At 51.1% G+C, this 20,742-nt stretch carries 18 protein-coding genes, 1 pseudogene and 2 riboswitches; of the genes and pseudogenes, 9 read left to right on the top strand and 10 right to left on the bottom strand.

Features of this window, described 5'->3' with window-relative positions; all coding sequences use genetic code 11:
* Positions 1-35: 35 nt before the first annotated feature.
* The 8 genes from KNQ07_RS15470 to mtnK all read right to left on the bottom strand — a co-directional run bounded on the left by KNQ07_RS15470 (position 36) and on the right by mtnK (position 10,352).
* A complete protein-coding gene (locus KNQ07_RS15470) occupies positions 36-2,108 on the bottom strand; it encodes a transglutaminase TgpA family protein (RefSeq protein ID WP_214767832.1) in 2,073 nt (690 codons plus the stop codon).
* The gene (locus KNQ07_RS15465; protein ID WP_214767830.1) at positions 2,105-3,187 is read right to left on the bottom strand and encodes a DUF58 domain-containing protein; all 1,083 of its coding nucleotides are present in this window, start codon (positions 3,185-3,187) and stop codon (positions 2,105-2,107) included. The genes KNQ07_RS15470 and KNQ07_RS15465 overlap by 4 nt, the downstream gene beginning before the upstream one ends.
* Positions 3,184-4,140: an AAA family ATPase gene (locus KNQ07_RS15460; protein WP_012369342.1), complete on the bottom strand. Its 957-nt coding sequence runs from the start codon at positions 4,138-4,140 to the stop codon at positions 3,184-3,186. Before KNQ07_RS15460 ends, KNQ07_RS15465 begins: the two co-directional genes overlap by 4 nt.
* Positions 4,141-4,505: 365 nt before the next feature.
* On the bottom strand, positions 4,506-5,525 hold the full coding sequence (locus tag KNQ07_RS15455; RefSeq protein ID WP_214767827.1) for an ABC transporter permease: 1,020 nt from the start codon (positions 5,523-5,525) through the stop codon (positions 4,506-4,508).
* A complete protein-coding gene (locus KNQ07_RS15450) occupies positions 5,518-7,041 on the bottom strand; it encodes a sugar ABC transporter ATP-binding protein (protein WP_214767824.1) in 1,524 nt (507 codons plus the stop codon). The genes KNQ07_RS15455 and KNQ07_RS15450 overlap by 8 nt, the downstream gene beginning before the upstream one ends.
* Positions 7,038-8,120: a sugar ABC transporter substrate-binding protein gene (locus KNQ07_RS15445; protein ID WP_214767821.1), complete on the bottom strand. Its 1,083-nt coding sequence runs from the start codon at positions 8,118-8,120 to the stop codon at positions 7,038-7,040. The genes KNQ07_RS15450 and KNQ07_RS15445 overlap by 4 nt, the downstream gene beginning before the upstream one ends.
* A gap of 19 nt (positions 8,121-8,139) precedes the next feature.
* Positions 8,140-9,186, bottom strand: coding sequence for an S-methyl-5-thioribose-1-phosphate isomerase (mtnA, locus tag KNQ07_RS15440; RefSeq protein WP_214767818.1), 1,047 nt, complete (start codon positions 9,184-9,186; stop codon positions 8,140-8,142).
* The gene (gene mtnK / locus KNQ07_RS15435) at positions 9,183-10,352 is read right to left on the bottom strand and encodes an S-methyl-5-thioribose kinase (RefSeq protein WP_214767815.1); all 1,170 of its coding nucleotides are present in this window, start codon (positions 10,350-10,352) and stop codon (positions 9,183-9,185) included. The genes mtnA and mtnK overlap by 4 nt, the downstream gene beginning before the upstream one ends.
* A 78-nt stretch (positions 10,353-10,430) precedes the next feature.
* A riboswitch (SAM riboswitch) is annotated at positions 10,431-10,533 on the bottom strand.
* Between the two features lie 207 nt (positions 10,534-10,740).
* Positions 10,741-10,842, top strand: a riboswitch (SAM riboswitch).
* A gap of 80 nt (positions 10,843-10,922) precedes the next feature.
* On the opposite strand from mtnK, the gene KNQ07_RS15430 reads away from it, so the two are divergent.
* From KNQ07_RS15430 to KNQ07_RS15405, 6 genes are all read left to right on the top strand, one after another.
* Positions 10,923-12,113, top strand: coding sequence for a 2,3-diketo-5-methylthiopentyl-1-phosphate enolase (locus KNQ07_RS15430; protein WP_214767812.1), 1,191 nt, complete (start codon positions 10,923-10,925; stop codon positions 12,111-12,113).
* A complete protein-coding gene (locus tag KNQ07_RS15425; protein ID WP_214767809.1) occupies positions 12,110-12,769 on the top strand; it encodes a 2-hydroxy-3-keto-5-methylthiopentenyl-1-phosphate phosphatase in 660 nt (219 codons plus the stop codon). The genes KNQ07_RS15430 and KNQ07_RS15425 overlap by 4 nt, the downstream gene beginning before the upstream one ends.
* On the top strand, positions 12,766-13,389 hold the full coding sequence (locus tag KNQ07_RS15420) for a methylthioribulose 1-phosphate dehydratase (protein ID WP_214767806.1): 624 nt from the start codon (positions 12,766-12,768) through the stop codon (positions 13,387-13,389). Before KNQ07_RS15425 ends, KNQ07_RS15420 begins: the two co-directional genes overlap by 4 nt.
* A 15-nt stretch (positions 13,390-13,404) precedes the next feature.
* Complete coding sequence (locus tag KNQ07_RS15415) at positions 13,405-13,944, top strand: 1,2-dihydroxy-3-keto-5-methylthiopentene dioxygenase (RefSeq protein WP_214767803.1); 540 nt, start codon at positions 13,405-13,407, stop codon at positions 13,942-13,944.
* A gap of 141 nt (positions 13,945-14,085) precedes the next feature.
* On the top strand, positions 14,086-14,595 hold the full coding sequence (locus KNQ07_RS15410; protein ID WP_214767800.1) for an arsinothricin resistance N-acetyltransferase ArsN1 family A: 510 nt from the start codon (positions 14,086-14,088) through the stop codon (positions 14,593-14,595).
* A gap of 68 nt (positions 14,596-14,663) precedes the next feature.
* Positions 14,664-15,419 carry an MBL fold metallo-hydrolase gene (locus KNQ07_RS15405; RefSeq protein ID WP_214767797.1) on the top strand — a complete coding sequence of 252 codons (756 nt, stop codon included), beginning with the start codon at positions 14,664-14,666 and terminating at the stop codon, positions 15,417-15,419.
* Positions 15,420-15,481: 62 nt separating this feature from the next.
* Here the strand turns inward: KNQ07_RS15405 and KNQ07_RS15400 are convergent, their stop codons facing one another.
* On the bottom strand, positions 15,482-16,129 hold the full coding sequence (locus KNQ07_RS15400) for a pentapeptide repeat-containing protein (RefSeq protein WP_012369330.1): 648 nt from the start codon (positions 16,127-16,129) through the stop codon (positions 15,482-15,484).
* A gap of 158 nt (positions 16,130-16,287) precedes the next feature.
* On the opposite strand from KNQ07_RS15400, the gene KNQ07_RS15395 reads away from it, so the two are divergent.
* The 3 genes from KNQ07_RS15395 to KNQ07_RS15385 all read left to right on the top strand — a co-directional run bounded on the left by KNQ07_RS15395 (position 16,288) and on the right by KNQ07_RS15385 (position 18,808).
* Positions 16,288-17,613, top strand: coding sequence for a Y-family DNA polymerase (locus KNQ07_RS15395; RefSeq protein ID WP_214767794.1), 1,326 nt, complete (start codon positions 16,288-16,290; stop codon positions 17,611-17,613).
* On the top strand, positions 17,597-17,926 hold the full coding sequence (locus tag KNQ07_RS15390) for a YolD-like family protein (protein WP_012369328.1): 330 nt from the start codon (positions 17,597-17,599) through the stop codon (positions 17,924-17,926). The genes KNQ07_RS15395 and KNQ07_RS15390 overlap by 17 nt, the downstream gene beginning before the upstream one ends.
* Positions 17,927-17,995: 69 nt before the next feature.
* Positions 17,996-18,808, top strand: a complete 813-nt coding sequence (locus KNQ07_RS15385) for a ZIP family metal transporter (RefSeq protein WP_034770070.1) — start codon at positions 17,996-17,998, stop codon at positions 18,806-18,808.
* Between the two features lie 62 nt (positions 18,809-18,870).
* Here KNQ07_RS15385 and KNQ07_RS15380 read toward each other — a convergent pair.
* Positions 18,871-20,640: pseudogene (locus KNQ07_RS15380) on the bottom strand (heavy metal translocating P-type ATPase); the annotation flags it as partial.
* Between the last annotated feature and the right edge of the window lie 102 nt (positions 20,641-20,742).

The following is a 20,742-nucleotide window of genomic DNA, read 5'->3' as shown; positions in this document are numbered from 1 at the left end:
GTTGTTCCCATTGTAACTGTATCAATTCGAAAATATCAACCCTCTATCCGTCGAATGATATTTTCGAAATATTCACGTTTTTTGTCAGCGGATAAGGATTCACCGCCGTAAACCATCCGTTCATAGGCATCCGTCAACGGGCGCATCGCATACGTTTCGTAATAGCCGTCGACCTCTTGCGCCAGTTCTGTCAATGTCCGGCCGTCTTTGTAGTGGAACCCTTGTTTATCGAGCCGGCGTAACAAGAAGCGGTACATCCGCTTGAATCCTTCCGGTCGACCGACTTGATTGCGGAAGAATAAAATCGCCGCTGTTCGGATTAACGGTTTCCGGAACAGATAGAGGAAGACCAGTCCGACGATGGCAATGACGACCGGCCAAACCGGGAACGACTGTTGCTCAGTTTGCGCCGCTGTTGTGGTCTGTTCTTCATCGAGCAGATTTTCCTGCGGACGGTTCGGTGTTGCTGTTTCGGTATCCGTCTCCGTATCACGCTGCGGATTGGGTTGTTCGGTTTCATTGTTCGTTTCCTGATCGATTGTATATTGCCCGGCTCCGTCAAAACTGACGGTCGGCTCAAGCGGGACCCAACCCGGACCTTCGATATACACTTCGACCCAGGAATGAGCATTTTTATTGCGGACCGTATAACTCGTCACGGCTGCCCCGATGACATCCGATTCGCCACCCGTAAATCCTTTTACCCAGCGGGCCGGCAGACCGGCGGCACGTAACAACACGGTTGCGGACGTCGAGAAATTATCACAGTAACCGAGTTTCGTCTCAAATAAAAATTGATCGACATAATCCTGATTTTCTTTTGGCACGGCAACTTCTTCCGTATTGTATTCGAAGTTTTCCTGTTCGAAATAATTTTCGATCGCCTTTGCTTTATCCCACGGGCTGTCTTCATCCGCGACAATCTCTGTCGCGAGATCGCGGACGCGGTTCGGCAACGTATCCGGTAGCTGCAAATACCGGTCCTGCTCCATCTCGGACAACGTAATCGGTTCATCCGTCTGAAGCAATTCCTCCGTAAATAACGGATAGGTGTATTGAATCTGATAATTTTGCTGACGTTCCGCGTCATCCAGGTATGAGACCTTTTGATTTTCCGGATCGATCAACAGATTTTGGCGTTGTTTATCCACAGTTAACCGGACATTGTCCCCGTTATACGGGACAAACGGCAATTCCCGTGACAGCTCAAATGTCGCCTGTTCCTCCCGTGTCTTGACATCGTCTCCGAAATGCGAGAAGAATCCCCGCGCATCGACTTCCGGTTCCGATTTCGACAGGACCCAGCCTTTGCCGGTATAGACGTCTTTTGTCTCGACACGCCAGTAACGGCTGCCTTCACTTTCGACCTGAAAGACTTCCCGGTCGTCCATCTGGAACGGACCGCCCAACTGTTCGTCGTTGTTGCCGTATCCGACTTTTTGAATCTGGCTCGACGACGTGCCCTCACTCTCAAAACCGTCAGTCCAGTCATACCAGCTGTCTTGCCATGTTGCATTGATGACGGGACTCTGAACTGCGGCAACCACCGTCGCTCCGATGATCAGCAAGGCGCTGAACGGACGGACATAAGACGCCATCGGCCGTTCACTGACTTCTGTCGCATATAACAAAAACAGAGCCAGCACAATCGGATAGATGATGAACTGTTCACCGGAGTAATCCGTCCACGTGTCGCAATAGGCAATAAAACCGATGACGCCAAGTGCCAGTCCGAAGACGAATCCGCGGTTCGGAAACGTCCGCCGCGCCAGATAGCCGATCAGGAAACTGATCAGTCCGATCGAGAACGCAAAAGCCGGACGTCCCGGTAATTCACCGTTGATGACACGGTTGATGTCGCCGGTAATTTCACGGAACAGGTTCCACGGTGCTTCGCCGGGAATCAAAATCAAGTAGAACGAAACGAGCAATGCCAGTAAACTGCCGAGTAAAAACCAACTGCGTCGGACATGCGACAGCAAAAGTGGTGTCAACAGAAGCGGCAGAAACGGAATGACACTCTCAAACGTCGTCAGCTCAAGCAGCGGCGGCATGAAACTCGCGAACAGCAGTCCGGCGAGCAGATTCCAAATCAGTCGTCGCATCATCCGGTCGTCCTCCTCTCTGGTGTATAGACATGAACGCTTGCTTCCTGCCGGATTTTCGAAATCCACATTTCATTGTTGGATTCAAGGTCCGGTGTGATGAACAGGACATTTCCGCTCAGTCGTAACGCTTTGGAAGAGTATTCCCAGGATTCAATGAACGACCGGGTCCGGCTCGGTTGCGCCGTCATCAGGTAATGCGTCAGTTTTGCGCCTTCAAGCGGCAACGACAACGACTGCACACCATGTCCGACGAGATGAATCCGGTAATTCAGATGACGTTTATTCAATTGATCCGTTGCGGCAGCCAGCATGGAAATACTTTTTTCAAAGTTTTCATCGCTGACGGTTCCTTCGTCAAAGACGATCGTCGTCTCGCGTTCCTGTTCCCGCTCAAACGTTTTCGTCATCAATCCTTGGCGTTTCGCGGTCGATTTCCAGTCAATCTGATTCATCCGGTCTCCGCTGACGTACTCACGGACACCAACGACCGTAAAGGAGGATTGCCGGAGATCCAGGGAGACGGGTGAAATCCCGCCGTCGCCGCGATCATCCTCATGCGGCAGTTGAACCGCTAACCGAGCCGGTTCGACGGCCAGATACGTTTCGACCGGATAGAGTTTTTTCCGCATGAACAAGCCGAACGGATCACGGATTTCGAGCACACAGCCGGGAATTTGATACAGTCCCCGGCGGATGGAAGGAATCAGATAATCGATGTGCTCGACTTTCCGGTAATGTGCCCGGAGCGGATGCCGGATATCGAGCGGTTCTTCACTGAGTGTGTCCGGTACGGCTTCCGTGACATCGACGGCACCGATGAGAAACGGATATTTCCGCCGGACTCGAAGTGAAACCGGAAGATCGGTTCCGGCAATCAACATCTTATTTGAAACTTCCCGCGTCGCGATTGCTTGTGTGACCGGCCAGATCAAAAACAGCGTCCAGTAGACGGTTAACCCTGCCATGATATAAACCAACAGTGAAGCGACGTTTCCGCCGTCAATCCGGGCATAGATCCACAGAGCTGTGACTGTAATCAGCAAGACGGCGTAACGCCAACCGATTTGCCATTTTGTCATAAGGACTCCACGTCTTGCTGGATCGGCACGGCGACTTCTTTTTTCACTTGTTCCAGAATTCGTTCTGCCGTCTGCCCATGATAGCGGGCATCCGCCGTTAAGATCAAACGGTGCGAGAGTACGGGAGTCAGCAGTTCCTTGACGTCATCCGGTAAGACGAAGGACCGTCCTTCCATATACGCCCACGCTTGTGCCACTTTCATCAGGGCAATCGAAGATCGTGGACTGGCTCCGAGATAAAGCGAGGCATGGGTCCGGGTCGCCTGAACCAAATGAACGATATATTTTTTGACCGGTTGCGAGACATGCACAGCCTTGACGTCTTCTTTCATCCGTAACAATTCGTCGCGTGTGATGACGGACTCCAGCGTCTCGATCGGTTCATCCCGCTCGAACCGTGTCAGCAGCTTCATCTCCTGTTGAAAATCGGGATACCCCATCTTGACCTTAATTAAAAACCGGTCGAGTTGGGCTTCCGGAAGCGGATAGGTCCCCTCGTGTTCAATCGGATTTTGGGTCGCCATGACAAAAAAGGGATTAGGAAGCGTGTGAATTTCTCCATCCACCGTTACGTTCGCTTCCGCCATCCCTTCGAGTAAGGCTGATTGTGTTTTCGGTGAGGTCCGGTTGATTTCATCTGCCAGGACAATGTTTCCCATCAAAGGACCCGGGCGATACTCAAATTGACTCGTCTTCTGGTTGTACATCGAAACCCCCGTCAAATCGGACGGCAGCAGATCAGGTGTGAATTGGACACGCTTAAATGTCAAACCGATCGAACGGCTGAATGCACGAACGAGCATCGTTTTCCCGACACCCGGTACGTCTTCCAGTAAGACGTGACCTCCGGCAAGTAACGCGGCTAAAGATTGTGTAATGACATTCTCTTTTCCGATAATGACTTTTTCTACGTTGTCGATGATCGCTTGAATCTCCTTCGTATATGTTCGCATTGTCTGGCCCCTTGCTGTTTAGTAGTTGAATTTTCTGACTTTTTATATCATCTCATATTTTTCAATGCTTTTAAAGGCATGGGGGTAGCTGAATACGCACAAAAGGGGGCGCCGCTGTTCGCGACTCCCCCTTCCTGCTTTCAGGAACGATCACATATCGTAAACCGTTCTTGAGCCGTGCAATCTGCACGTAAAACACGAATCACTTCGTGTCTATTGTCATGTTGCGTCCGTCAAGTCCGGTGATCCTCTTCTTCTCGAAGCGACATGCGATCGTTCCCTATACATTGATAATCATTCATGTGCATCACCATCCTTTCATATACTGAATATTACCGATTATATTAGAACTTAAACCACTTTTTTTAATTTTTTTTGAAACGGTAATAGGTCGACGCTAAAGCAATCGCCAGGACGGCGCCTTTGATGATGTTTAGGGAATAATATGGTACCGATAACATGACGAGTCCATTCTCGAGAATTCCGACGAGACAGGCACCGACGAGTGTGCCGAGCGCATTCGGTTTCCCTTGGCCGGCAAATGAGGAACCGATGAAGGCTGCTGCGACAGCCGGCATCAAATAACCCGATCCGGCGTTAATTTGGGAAGAACCGACTTGTGACGCCAGTAAAATACCGCCAACGGCCGCCAGTAATCCGGCAATCAGATACGCGACTGCGCGATACCGGTTCACCCGGATTCCCGTCAGATGCGCTGCTTCCGGATTTCCACCGATGATATACAAAAAACGTCCGTGCCGTGTGTGGTTCAAAAAGACATGTGTCACCGCTACGACGACAAGCATTATGAGGATGATCCAAGGCGCCTGACTGATTTTTAAGAACGATTCCGGGATCAGTCCGACCGTTGGTGTCCCGTCAAGACGTGGCATCCCGGCACTGATCGAGCCGCCGCCGGTATACGTCATCGCGACACCTTCAAAAATGAACATCGTCGCAAGCGTTGCGAACAAATCCGGAATCTTGAACTTCACGATTAACAGAATGTTGACGAGTGCGACCGCCAAGGCAATCACGAGAGCCAGACCAATCGATACGCCGAGCGGCAGACTGTACCAGACAAAAAACGAGACGACTAGTGAACTGGCAAACGTCGCGGTCGAACCGACGGATAAGTCAAACCCGTTGACTGTCAACGAAACCGTCAAGCCGATGGCGATGATCGTGACAATCGAGATACTTCGTAAAATGTTGACGAGGTTCGTCCCCTGTAAAAAGTTCGGTGCCGTCATGGAAAAAAACAGGATCAGTGCAAGAATCGCGAGGACGATGCCCCAGTCATTCAAGAAACGCAGCACCGGTTTTCCCGCTGCTGTTCGCGGCGCTTCCGGCTGTGCAGCCGGTTCGTGCAATACATCATTCATGTTGTTGTCCTCCTGTTGCATACCACAATAATTGTTCTTCGGTTGTTTCCGAAGTGGTCGCCTCGAATACGATCTGTCCGTCATACATGACATAAATCCGGTCGGTCACTGCCAGCAGTTCATCCAGTTCACTCGAGGCATAGATGACGGCTTTCCGTTCTGCTGCCAGTTGATCAATCACTTGGAAAATTTCCGCTTTCGCCCCGACATCGACCCCTTTTGTCGGTTCATCCAATACGAGGACGGAAGCGTCGGCCAGCAACCATTTCCCGATGGCAACTTTTTGCTGGTTACCACCGGACAACTCAGCGGCACGTTGTCGGGTATCACTGACTTTAATCGACAGTTGCTGTACGATCCGGTTTGCCGCTGCCCGTTCTTTTTTCTTCTCTACAAACCCGAATCGGTTGACGAATTGTTTGAGGCTGGCCGCCGTCATATTTTGTTCAATCGGATCCGCGACTAAAATCCCTTCTTTCCGCCGTTCTTCCGGCACAAGTCCTATACCGAGCCGGACTGCATCATAAGGCGAACGGACGTGTCGTGTTTCTCCATGCAGACGAATCGATCCCGCAGTGACCGGAATCGATCCGAAAATCGTTTTACACAGTTCCGTCTTACCGGCACCGACGAGTCCCGCAATGCCGATTACTTCTCCGGCACGGACCGTTAAGGAAACCTGGTTGAGCTGTCCGGTGACCGTGATCCGATCGAGTTCGAGTGAGGGTGCGCCTGCCGGACGCGCTTCCCGTTTCGATTGCCGCAGACGCCGGCCCAGCATCTGTTCGACGACGGTTTCCTTTGTTTGTCCGGCAAGAAGCTGACGTGACACCAACTTGCCGTCCCGCATGACAGAAATGGATTCGCAAATCTCAAATAGTTCCTGAAGCCGGTGGGAAATGAAGATGACGCCCAGTTGTTCCTCCTCTGCGAGCTCACGAATGATCCGGAACAGTTGCTCCGTTTCCCGTCCGCTGAGCGGGGCGGTCGGCTCATCCAATATCAGGAACCGGCTTTCCTGGACTAAGGCTCGGGCAATCAAGACCAGTTGTTTTTCGGCCAGTCGCAGTTCGCTGACCCGCTGCCGGACATCAATTGATGCTTTCAGTTTCCGTAAAGCACGTTCGGCTATTTCCTCGTACCGCTGCCGTCTGATGAACCCTTTCAGCTGTCCGTTCGTCAGCACATCGAGGCAGATATTTTCCGCCACGGTCAAATAACCGACTAGTGCCGTATCTACTTCCTGATAAACGATTTCAATCCCGGCCCGTTTTGCGGCATTTGGTGAATCAATCGCAAGCGGTACACCGTCGAACAAAATCGTTCCTTCGTATGACGCATAGGCGCCGGCCAAGACTTTCATCAGCGTTGATTTACCGGCTCCGTTCGCTCCGACAAGTGCGTGGATTTCCCCGCGTTTCACGGAAAAGTCAACGTCATCCAGCGCCTTGACACCGGGGAATTCCATTGAAATCCCCCGCATTTCCAGTCGTTGTTCGTTCACCGGAGGCGTCATTTCCCGTCATTCGCTTTCCGCAACTGATCCATCCACGGCTCATTGAATTTTTCGGATGTACTCCAGCCTTTGATGATGGTATCGAGATTGTACATCGTCGTATCCGCCTTGAGTGCTTTTTGTTCGACCAGTTTGGCATCGAGATCAAAACTATCCGGTGTTTTTTCGCCGGCCAGCTTTTTCGCAAGCAGGCGCATATCCGTCTGCCCGATTAAATGCGGATCAACGGCACTCGTTGAGACCCAGTTACTGCCCTTTTCACGCATCAGATTGATGTCCTGATTCGAGACATCGACCGAAATCAGCGGAATTTCCTGACGCTTGTTGTCTTTTAAAGACTTATAAGCTCCTTTGGCGACTTCATCCCAGGCGCCCCAAACGGCATCGATGCTGCCCTTCGGGTACTTGGCGAGAATCGCGTTCATCTTCGTCGCAATATCCCCTTGGACATCCTGGAAGTTCGTGGGTCCGACGGTTTCAAGCGTCTTGATTTTGCCGTCCGCTTCATACGTTTTGTAGATTTCCTGACGGCGGTCAAGCGGGGCAAAACCCGGACCAAACCATAGTTTGATGACACGGACCGGCTTGTCGTCCTTCACTTTCGTCACTTCATCGAGCGACAGCTGGGCCAGTTTATGGTCATCCTGGAATGTCTCTGTGATACCTTTTAATGTCTGGTCTTTTTTCTTCGTCACCGTATCAAATGTCACGACTTTGATGCCTTTGTCGATGGCCGGTTTGATCATGTCATAGGCATAATCCTCTTTGCCGTGCGAGATGATCAATCCGTCATAGTCCTGTTGGACGGCTTGGGCGACCAGCTCCTTAAACTTGACGTCATTGCCTTCCGAAATGAACGTGTTGACTTGAAAACCAAGCGCTTCCCCTTCCGAACGGGCCCCGTCCAAAAACTGTTTCGTATGGTCGTCGGACGCAAGATTCCGGATGACGGCAATTTTAACGCCTCCCTGAACGCCTTCCGGTACACCGCTGATTTTTTTCGCCGGTGTTGCTTCACTATTCGCGCAAGCAGCCAGTAAGACCGCTGGTGCAAGTACAGCCAATGCTAATTTTTTCATCTCGATCTCCCCTGTCTGTTTAGTTTGTTTGCTGTCCAACCATTTGTTCAATCGTTTCTACGGAAGGATGCTCGATGACTCCGAGTTCCGTAATGATCGCCGTGATCAATTCATGCGGTGTCACATCAAATGCCGGATTAAAGACTGCTACGCCGGCCGGTGCCGTCGCTTTTCCGGCAAGTTGTGTCACTTCACGTGCATCGCGTTCTTCAATCTCGATCTCGTCTCCTGACAGGCTCGTAAAATCGAACGTCGAGAGCGGTGCGGCAACGTAAAACGGAATGCCAAACGCACGGGCCAGCAAGGCCAGCTGAAACGTTCCGATCTTATTGGCGGTATCGCCGTTCCGGGTAATCCGGTCCGCTCCGACGATGATGGCGGTGATCTGCTTTTCCTTGATCGTATGGGCGACCATATTGTCGGTAATCAAGGTCACGTCAATTCCGGCCCGTTGCAGTTCCCACGTCGTCAGGCGCGCTCCCTGCAGGAGCGGCCGCGTTTCCGAAGCATAAACCGCGAGCGGAATCCCCTGTTCTTTCGCAAGATAAAACGGAGCGAGCGCCGTTCCGTAAGCTGCTGTCGCAATTGATCCGGCATTACAAATCGTCAGTACCCGATCACCGGACTCGAACAATTCCAGTGCATGAACCCCGATTTGACGGGATGTCTTGGCATCCGTCGTATAAAGTTCCAATGCCTTTTGTTCGAGACGTATCGGCAGTTCTTTTAGCGTCGTAGCTGAAACGATCAGCTGATTCAGCTCATCAAGGACATTTCGTAGATTGACCGCCGTCGGACGGGTCGCAAGTAATTGTGCCGACACCGTCAACAGCCCCTGTTTTGCTTCAGTCAGCGTCCCTGTCGTCCGAAACGCTTCCTGAACGAGGACGAATCCGCCGAACAGACTGATGGCCGGTGCGCCGCGGACCCGTAATTGTTTGATGGCGTCAATCGCCTGCGCCAAGTCATGAATGATTTCATAATGTTCTTCTTCCGGAAGACGGGTCTGATCCAAAATCGTCACCGTCCGGTTTTCATAGATGATGCTCTGAACGAATCGGCTCATCGGCTGAGTTCCTCCGTCAAATCGAAGTTTCGTAAATCAGTGAACGTCTTGCATTCGGTCCGGCGTTTGATCAGTGCCACTCCAAGACGTAACGCATGCCGTTTCCGCTCGAGTCGCTCTGTTTCATCAGTGATGCTCTCAAGGTCGGCGACCGGTGCGAGTCCGATCGTCCGTCGGATCAATTCACAACCGGCAAAGCCAAGTGCGTCCTGTAAAATCGTGCTGAGGACATCGTCAACAAGCCCGTCCGCTGAACGGAACGGTTCGGCGGCTTCCCGTTCCCATAACGCTTTGAACGTCGAAGCAAAGGTCAGCCAAAACGTGTCGATATCCTTGACCCGTGCTTCCCGCAACTCGGCATAGTTCGGATACGCGGCAAAGCAGAGATGCGCGATGAATTGTCCGACATCAAAACCGAACGGTCCGTAAAAGGCGAACTCGGGATCGATGACTTTTGTTTCATCGGCTGAAGCAAAAATACTTCCGGTATGTAAGTCCCCGTGCAATAACGCATCGCCCTTCGTGATGAACAATGCTTCAAGCTTCGCGACTTCCCGTTTCAGCTCCGCGTCGTTCCAAATCCGGGCGACCTCCGCTTCGAGTCCTGCTTCAATCGCATTCGTTTCCGCGTCATAAAACGGATCCGTAAAGATTAATTTTTCCGTGATATCACAGAGATCCGGATTATAGTAGTTACGCGCCACTTGTTTTTTTGCGACCGGTCCAAGTGCAAAATCCGATGTATAAAACAGCGTCCGCGCCAAATACGAACCGATGTGTTCCGCGAGCAACGGATACTCCTCCCCTTCAAGCAGTCCGCCCCGGACGATTGTCAGGTGCGACAAATCTTCCATCACTGTGAATGCTTCTTCTTTGCTCGCATGGTAGACATGCGGGACGAACGGAACGGCGACTTTCGCGAATTCTTTTAGGGCCGATTGTTCAATCCAGGCCCGTTCGAGCGACAGCGGCCAGCTTTCGCCGACGACTTTCGCATATGGTAACGCCTGCTTTAAAATCAGTCGTTTTTCTCCTGCCTGAATCCGGAAAACGAGATTTAAATTCCCGTCGCCGATTTCTTCTGCCGTCACCGGTTCATTGCCGATCAAACCAATTGTCCGGACCCGTTCAATCGCGTCCTGTACTGTAAATGCTTGATACCCCATTCTGTTTTCCTCCTTGGTGATCACACGAAAAAACGCCTCTTTTCGTCAAAGAAAAGAGGCGCGGCAGAATATTCCGTCCTCTTATCTCTCAGACGAATGTCTGTTGGATGTAGCACCGTGCCGGATGGTCGGTTGCTGCGGCGTCTTCGGGCCAATTCCCTCTGCCAACTCACGATAAGAGTCATATGTAGTTGTCGTGTGATTGATGTTGATTTGAATACTACGTGCGTTGCTAGCCGTCTGTCAATTCCATTTTTTAGTGAAGTGGCTTCAAAAACGGAACCGTCTATAGAAGAAGTATTTTCAAAAAAATAAATTTTCAAAATATAGTTTGACAAGTGACGAATCTCATGTAAAAATTGCAATTAGATTTCACAATTTCATCCAATTCTTATCAAGAGCAGACGGAGGGACGAGCCCTACGATGTCGCAGCAACCGACCACTTGGCACGGTGCTAATTCTTGCAGCTATTACGCTGACAGATAAGAGTCCACGCGCAATTTTTCATGGTCTCTTGTCATTGACGAGGGACCATTTTTGTATTCTTCAACAAGGGAGAGACAGTCGATATGACGTATATTACCGCAACCTACCAACTCGGAACGACGGATCAGTTACCAAAACGGGCAGAACAAATCGCGCTCGGTTTGACCGTTGGTTCGTGGACCGATTTAAATCATTTGGAACAACAGCAGCTTGAATCGTTCAAAGGACAAGTTGTTCATACGGAAGAACACGACGGAAAAGGCTACATCACGATCCGTTATCCGGAACACAACGTCTCCCGTGACTTTTCAGCAATCTTAACGACAGTCTTCGGCAAACTGTCGCTCGACGGACAAATCAAATTAACAGATTTACAGCTTCCGGCTTCATTCACCACTGACTTCCCCGGCGCCAAATTCGGCATCGAGGGCGTCCGTCAATTGATTCAAGTCCACGACCGTCCTCTGTTGATGAGCATCTTTAAAGGCGTCATCGGTCGGGACCTCACCTTTTTGCGGGAACAACTCGAAGCGCAGCTCGCGGGCGGCATCGATCTCGTCAAAGATGATGAGATTCTATACGACAATCCGTTGACACCGGCACTTGACCGGGCACGGATCGGACGTGAAGTCCTGAATGCCCATTATGAAAAAACCGGCAAACGGGCGCTTTACGCGATTACGTTGAGTGGTCCCGTCTTCGGCTTAAAGGATCAGGCGAAACGTTTGATCGAAGCCGGTGCGACCGCTTTCCTGCTCAATACGTTTACATATGGACTCGATGTCCTGCGCGAATTGGCGGCTGATCCGGACATTTCCGTTCCGATCTTTAATCATCCGGCCTTAAGCGGAGCCTTAATCGCAAGCCCCGAATACGGCATTGCAGCCCCTGTTTTACTAGGGACTTTACCGCGGCTGGCCGGTGCCGATTTGACGTTGTTCCCGTCGCCTTACGGAAACGTCGCCCTCGCCAAAGACTTGGCGCGCGGAATTGCCGTCGAAGCGACACGGATCGGAGAAACGAAGACGATTCTTCCGGTTCCCTCGGCAGGCATTCATCCCGGTCTCGTCGCTCAGCTCGTTCATGATTTCGGGACTGATTCCGTCATCAATGCCGGTGGCGGCGTTCACGGTCATCCGCAGGGCGCGGCGGCCGGTGTGCTCGCTTTCCGTCAGGCCCTCGACGCAGCACTTGCCGGTGAATCTTTGACGAGTGCCGCAACGCGGCAGGAAGAGCTTCGGGTCGCCCTCGACGCCTGGGGGATTACGAAATGACGATCCGGATTTTATGTGACTTTGACGGGACCGTGACTGAACACGACAATATCATTGCGTTGATGACAGAATTCGCTCCCCCGGAAGCGTTTGAACCGTTGAAAAAAGGTGTCCTCGATCAATCATTGTCCATCCAGTCCGGTGTCGGACAGATGTTCCGGTTGCTCCCCTCGGATCGCAAACAGGACTATATTGATTTTTTGGAACAGCGGGCTGTCATCCGTCCCGGCTTTAAGACCTTACTCGCCTTTGCCAAATCGAACGGGATTGACTTTGCGATCGTCAGCGGCGGAATCGACTTTTTTGTCCAACCGATTCTTCAAGAGTTACTGACAGATGAAGCGATTTACTGCAACGGCAGTGACTTCAGAGGGGAGACGATTCGTATTGAGTGGCCGCACACTTGCGATGCAGCATGCAACAATCAATGCGGGTGTTGTAAAACGTCGATTGCCCGGAAGCTCAAGCAGGATGGCGATATCATCGTCGCGATCGGTGACTCCGTGACGGATTTTGAACTAGCGAAACAAGCGGATCATGTCTATGCCCGCGATTATCTGATTACGCTGTGCGAACAGCACGGTATTCCGTACACGCCGTTTGAAACATTTTACGACATTGTGGATCATCTGCAGACAACGGAGGTGTACGCATGACATTTTTGACACGATACGAAGAACTCCGCGCCATCAAACAAGAGTTCGCAGCGCGGGACTGGTTTCCCGGTACAAGCGGTAACCTCGCTATTCGGACAAACAGCAGTCCGACGGAATTTCTTGTGACGGCAAGCGGGAAAGATAAACGGCAAGACACGCCGGACGATTTTGTCCATGTCGACGCGACCGGTCAATTGATCGGCGACGAGCAAAACGGACGTCCTTCCGCCGAGACGTTGCTGCATGTCGAAGTGTTTAACCGGACGACAGCCGGCTGCTCGCTTCATGTCCATACCGTCGACAACAACGTTATTTCGGAACTGTACGGAGACCGCGGGGAAATCCGGTTCCGCGGTCAGGAAATCATCAAAGCACTCGGCCGTTGGGAAGAAGATGCGGAAGTCATCGTGCCGATCATCACGAATCATGCCGACATCCCGACTCTTGCCGCTGACTTTGCCAAACACATCCGGACCGAAAGCGGCGCCGTTTTGATTCGCAATCACGGGATCACCGTCTGGGCACCGACTGCTTTTGAAGCCAAAAAACAGTTGGAAGCCTTTGAATTTTTGTTCAGCTACACTTTAAAACTGCAAACGTGCCGACAGGCGATTTATTAAAAGGAGGAATTTACAATGGCAACAGTACTTTTCCAAAAAACAAACGAACGGTATACGGATCAAAACGAGGTATCTGCTTTTCTCGTTTCACGTGGTGTCCTGTACGAACAATGGGATGTCTCGAAGCTCCCGGTAGAACTGGTCGATACGTACACGTTGACGGATGCGGACAAACAAACGATCCTTGATACATTCCAACCGGAAATCACCGATGTTTCGGAACGACGCGGTTATCAGACGGCTGATATCATCTCCCTGTCTGACGCAACACCGAACTTGGATGAGTTGCTCGTCAACTTCCAAAAGGAGCATCACCATACGGATGACGAAGTCCGGTTCATCGTCAGCGGGCACGGTGTGTTTGCGATCCAGGATGACGAAGTCGGCTATTACAACATTGAGTTGAACCCGGGTGATTTGATTTCCGTACCAGTCAACACACGCCATTACTTCACGCTCCAAGAGGATCGAAAAGTTGTGGCGGTCCGGATTTTCGTGACAACGGACGGCTGGGTTCCGATTTATGAGAAGGATCCGATTGAAACAGCAAACTAAGAAAATATCCTGAAGACAGACGGTCCGAATCATCCGGCCGTCTGTTTTTTCGGTCCTATTCCTATCCTACAAACATACCGCTTGTTTCCCCTTCCTCCTATATAATGAAGAAAAGACTTATTTTAACTGGAGGTCACGTGTATGATGATTCGCCCTGTTAAGGAAGACGATTTAAAAGACATCCTTGCCATCTATAACGAAGGCATCGAAGACCGGATCGCGACGCTTGAAACGGATACGAAGGAATTGTCTTTCATGGAAGACTGGTATCGGGAACGGACACCCCGTTATGCCGGTTTTGTGGCGTATGAAGGAACAACGATTCTTGGCTTCATCTCACTTGACCCTTATAACCCTCGTCCCGTCTATCAATCCGTCGGTGAACTGTCGATCTACATCACCCGGACCCATCGCGGACAGGGCATCGGGCGTCAGCTGTTACATGTCATCGAAGAACACGCGATTACACAAGGTTTCCATAAGTTGATTCTGTTTACGTTCCCCTTTAACAAAATCGGTCAAAAACTGTACATCCGGTCCGGCTTCCGGATTGTCGGAACGTTTAAGGAACAAGGTATGCTCAACGGATATTATGTGGACGTCCTGGCGATGGAGAAGCTGCTCCCGAAAACCATCGACGATCAAATATGATTAACACGGCGTCTGAATGGGAAATGAACGAACAGTGAAACATTCCCAACCCGAAAGGAAGACTGCCCGTGGATATTCAACAGATCCGTAATGCAACACTCGTCGTCACCTATGCCAATCAAGTATTTTTGATCGATCCGTTTCTCGGTAAAAAAGGATCTCTTCCGCCGTTCGGAGAGACGCCGAACGCCGTTCCGAATCCGCTCGTCGACTTGCCCGTTGATGTCTCGACACTGCTTGATCCGGATGCGATTTTCGTCACCCACCTCCATGCCGATCATTTTGATGAGACAGCAAAAGAAATTCTGCCGAAACAGATTCCGCTGTATGCACAAAACCAGGCGGATGCAGCGACAATCCGCGAAGCCGGATTCACGAACGTCTCGTTGTTTGAAAACGGACTGGCGCTCGGTGATATCCGCGTTTACCATACGTCAGGCCGGCACGGTGTCGGGGAAATCGGTCAACGGATGGGCACCGTCTCCGGTCTCGTCTTGACGCACCCGGACGAACCGACACTTTACATCGCCGGTGACACGATTTGGTGTGAAGAAGTTGAGACGGCAATCGAGCAGCATGCGCCTGACATCATCATCGTCAACAGCGGCGCGGCACAATTTTTGACCGGCGAACCGATTACGATGTCCCAGCGTGATTTGCTGGCTGTTCATCAGGCGGCGGCTGAAGCGACCATCATCGTCTCTCACCTCGAGTCGGTCAACCATTGCCTGTTGCGCCGTGATATGATTGCTGATTTTCTGGCCGCCCACCATCTGTCCGCTCATTTTCTCATCCCGGATGACGGTGAAACCATTTCCTTTTAAACGAAACGAAGTCCACTCTCCCGAATATGACGGGGACAGTGGACTTCGTTTTTTTTTACTGGTTAACCATGACTTGGAATGACGAGTCCGAGTAACCGGGCAAAGGTGATAGCCTGGCTTTCCGTAACGATGGCCCCCGGCAAAAAGCGTGGATCAATCGTGATGCCGGATAAGTCGGCTTGTCGCAAATCCAGTCCTTTTAATGCCGTCTCGACCCATTGACTTTCCGACAAATCAACTTCATGCAGTCGGAAATCGATTGGCTTCATTTCAAAGAAATGACTTTCCCGCATCGATGTCTGTTCCAGTGTGACATGACGCAACGCCGTCCGGATGACTTGGGCGTAATTGGCCTGACAGTCTTTGATTGTTACGTGATCGATCGTGTTCGACTCAAAATGAATTCCGGTCAGGCGGCAATCCTCAAAAACAACCCGATGAAAACGACTGTCCTGAAACTGACATCCTGTCAGGTCACATTGTTCAAAACGGACATTTTCAAATGAAGCCCGCTCAAAGACCAGTCCTGCAAACGAGACATTCCGAAAACAGACTTGATTGACGTCGAGCCGTTCCGTCAGTTCGACCGGCAACGTCTCTTTCTCATACAACGTTTGATACAGATACGGATCATCGATTTCGACATCCGCAAAGGTTTCCGATGTCAACTGTTGCGGTAACTCGGGTAATTGAATGATTTGTTTTTTCATGTACTTCCCCTTCTTTCCTTTACATCGCATTCACCTTTTCCAGTGTAGCAAAGATTGACTCTTTTTTTATTTTTTTGATTTGAGACCGCTTGAGACCATGATATAGTCAAATCAAAAATAAGAACAAACGTTCTTTTATGTAGTAAGGAGTGTTTTCTATGAATCCGATCCTACCTTTTCCGGACCGACGGATTTTTTGTGTCGACAGTGTCTCTTTTTATGCCAGTTGTGAATGCCGTTATCGAAATTTACCTCCTTTGACGACAAAACTTGCTGTCGTATCGGACTTAACCCGATCCGGATCGGTTATCCTTGCGGCCAGTCCCGCTTTAAAACAACTCGGAATCAAGACAGCTAGTCGTCTTTATCAGATTGAGCAGTTGCCTTATCGTGAGCGGAAACAGATTGTGCTCGTCGAACCACGGATGCTGGCATACATGAAAACATCGATCGAAGTGCTGGACGTCTTGCATCAGTTTGCGCCGCCCGACGCAATCCGGATCTATTCAATTGATGAAAACTTTGTCGACATGAGCGGAACGGAACGGCTTTTCGGATCAGACACGGAAACAGCCTGGAAAATTCAGACGGCAATCTGGCAACAGACCGGCATTCCGGTCCGGATCGGAATCGGTCCGAACAACGTCATTGCAAAGCTGGTCCTCGATTTACGCGGAAAACGTGAAGGTATCGCACAATGCGGTTATGCGGATGTCTCTCGGTTGTTGCATGATTTTCCGGTCCGCAAGATGTGGGGCGTCGGACGGATGATGGAGCAACACTTGTCGGTAATGGGAATCCACACCATTGGGGACCTGGCAGCAGCCCCGGTCGAAGATCTGCACGAACGGTTCGGCGTAATCGGGGCAGAACTTTGGCACCATGCCTGGGGAATCGACGGTTCTCCGACAATCATTGATCCGATGACCTTGTTCCGGACTGCACCGGATACCAAACGAACGATCGGACATGGGGTGACCCTGATACGTGACTATTACCAGTACGAACAGATTCGTTTAGTTCTCGCCGAATTAGCAAGTGATGTTGCGGCACGGGTCCGTTTTTCCAATCAGGTCGGTTGGACGGTCCATCTTGGCGTCCGCTACTCTCGACATGTCGCCCGTGACGGCTTTTCAAAACAGCTCCGATTGCCTTATCCGACCGCCGATGAACGGCTGTTATTACGTCATATTCTTCAATTGTTCGAACCGAATTGGCTCGACGGTGAACCGGTTCGCTTTCTATCGGTCGCTCTTGGACAACTCACCCCGGATCAGGGAACACTTCAATTGTCCTTGTTTGAAGACAATACAAAGGTCTGGCGCCGAAAACGGTTATTAAAAGCCATCGATCACGTCAATTTACGTTACGGTAAAGGAACGATCCGTTTGGCGGTGTCATTCCTCGATACAAGTGTCGCGAAACGCCGGCTCCGATTCGTCGGCGGACATCCGGGAGGTGATTTACATGACACGTTATCGTGACCGCGGAAATCTCAAATGGCTTCCCTTTTTGATGCCGGAACACATTCAACTCCTCAAAGCCTACTATCTTGAAACACATCAAATCGATTTTCCTGTCATCGATGAACAATTGCAGTATCCTTGGCAGTTCTTACTCGAACAAGCATTAATAGAAGGAATCGAGCTCGAAATCACGTATTATAGTGAAAGAGGCTATGTCACGACATCCGGATTCATCGAGCAGGTTCACCGTGAGCGCGCGTACCTTGTTTTGCGCGGGTCCTCACGGATTGAAATTCCGCTCGGACGAATCATCCGGATTGAAAACGGGTAGAAGAGACAGAAGCTGCTGTACGATACGCACTTATTTTAAGAATTGGCATTGAAAGAAGGATTGATTGATATGATGGAATGGTTTACCGGACTTCCGGTCGTCGTGCAAGCTTTGCTTGCCGGCATGATGACCTGGGGATTAACGGCACTCGGGGCCGCACTTGTCTTCGTCTTTACGACGATTGAAAAACGGGTCATGAATATGATGCTCGGCTTTGCGGCCGGTGTTATGATTGCGGCTTCGTTTTGGTCATTGCTTGCCCCGGCAATTGAATTTACGGAAAAAGACGGCGGGATTGCCTGGTTGCCGGCTGCAATCGGTTTCCTCGCAGGTGGTTTTTTTGTCCGCTTGCTGGACTTCGTAACTCCCCACCTCCACTTATCCGCCCCGCTCGAAACCGCTGAAGGTCCTTCGACCGGTCTGAAAAAAACGACGTTGCTGTTTCTCGCGATTACGCTCCACAATATCCCGGAAGGACTCGCGATCGGGGTCGCTTTCGGTGCTGCCGCTTTGAACATGGATGGCGCGACCGTTGCCGGTGCCTTGACACTGGCGCTTGGAATCGGGATTCAAAACATGCCGGAAGGGGCGGCCTTGTCGATTCCGCTTCGCGGAGAAGGCATGTCACGTCGGCGTGCCTTTAACTACGGACAATTGTCGGCGATCGTCGAACCGATTGCTGCCATGGTCGGTGCTGCTGCCGTCTTCTTTATTCAACCGCTTTTGCCGTATGCCTTGGCGTTTGCCGCCGGCGCGATGATTTTCGTCGTCGTCGAAGAATTGATTCCTGAATCACAGGCTGAAAACGGGTCCGACTTGGCCACACTTGGTCTGATGGTCGGTTTCACGGTCATGATGATTCTCGATGTCGCTCTCGGTTGATGGAACACGAAGAAAACCTCTCCCATCTTTACGCGGGAGAGGTTTTTATTGTGCATCCATTCTTATTTTCGTAAAATCCGCATCGCGTTTAAGACCGCGAGCACCGTTACACCAACATCGGCAAAAACAGCTTCCCACATCGTCGCAACACCAAAGGCGCCAAGCAATAAGAACACGCCTTTGATACCAAGTGCAAATGCAATGTTCTGATAAACGATCCGGCGTGTCGCCCGGGCAATCCGAATCGCTTCGACGAGCTGTTTCGGTTCATCCGTCATCAGGACGACGTCTGCCGCTTCAATTGCGACATCACTTCCGAGTCCACCCATCGCAATCCCGACATCCGCCCGCGTCAACACGGGAGCATCGTTGATTCCGTCGCCGACAAACGCGACCCGGCCGTTCGCTTGATACAAGATAGCTTCTAATTGTTCCACTTTTTGATCCGGTAACAGTTCCGCCTTCACTTGCGTTATCCCGATTTGTCGCCCGATCCGCTCCGCCGTTTCCCGGCGGTCGCCGGTCAACATGATTGTCTGACGAATTCCGAGTGCTTTCAGCCCGTCCAACGCTTCTACCGTCGTGTCTTTAATACGGTCGGCAATCCGGATAAATCCAAGGTAGCTGTCATTTTGGGCCACATGTACGTAGGTCCCGTCTTCGGTCTGATCGAGCGGCGTCAAGCCGAGTTCTTTGAACCACCGGGCATTTCCGGCCTGAATCTGATCCGTGCCGAACCGTCCGGTGACGCCGGAACCGGCTACTTCCTGATAGTCTTGAACAGCGGTCGAAACAGAAGCGTGCCGGGCATACATCCGCTGAATGGATTTAGCAATCGGATGATTGGAATGTTGCTCAACGGTCGCTGCGACGCGAAGCAGTTCGTCTTCCGATCCATGCACGGCTTTCAGTTCGACGACTTCAAACACCCCTTCCGTCAACGTTCCCGTTTTATCGAAGACGACCGTATCGAGTTGTTGTAACGCTTCGAGATGATTTCCGCCTTTGACGAGAATACCGCGTTTCGAAGCGGCGCCGATTCCGCTAAAGAAGCCGAGCGGAATTGAAATGACGAGCGCACACGGACAACTGATGACAAGGAACACAAGTGCCCGGTAAATCCAGTCACTCCAGGTCGCTCCCGTCACGACAAGCGGCGGCACGACGGCAAGCAGTGTTGCCACCAGAACGACAATCGGTGTGTAAACCCGTGCAAATCGTGTGATGAATTTTTCCGTCGGTGCTTTATGACGTGACGCATTTTCGACTAAATCGAGAATTTTAGCGACGGTCGACTCATTGTACGGCCGGTCTACTTGAATCAACAGATGACCGTCAGTGTTGATTGTTCCGGCTAAAACCGGCTCGGTCGGACGGACACGCCGCGGGACGGATTCCCCCGTCAACGCGGTCGTATCAATGAACGCTTCTCCTGTCAGAACCGTTCCATCGAGTGGAATCTTCTCCCCTGCCCGGACAACGATCCGTTGACCGATATTGACCTGTTCCGGACTCACACGTCGTCCATCCTCAAGCGTCGCAATATCCGGCCGGATATCCATCAGCGCAGCAATCGATTTCCGCGACTGATCGACAGCACGGTGTTGGAAAAACTCCCCGACTTGATAAAACAACATGACCGCGACGGCTTCCGGATACTCTCCGATTAAAAAAGCACCGACCGTCGCAATGACCATCAAGAAGTTCTCGTCAAACACCTGACCATGCCGGATATTTCTGACAGCGGTTCGAAGGACATCCCAACCGATTAAAAAATAGGCAACCGCAAAAAATAGAAGGTCAATTGATCCCGGAACAAAAAAAGCACTGATGAACGAGATCATACTGGGCTAACCTAAAATTTTGAGACAATATAAAACACCTTCGGAGTGGTACACTTTTAAAAAGTACTAATATCGGAGGTGTTTTTGCAT

It is taken from the genome of Exiguobacterium sp. s145 (assembly GCF_018618835.1).
Lineage (GTDB): Bacteria > Bacillota > Bacilli > Exiguobacteriales > Exiguobacteriaceae > Exiguobacterium_A > Exiguobacterium_A artemiae.
Note: the sequence above shows the minus strand (reverse complement) of the source record. Positions and strands in the feature narration are given on the sequence as shown.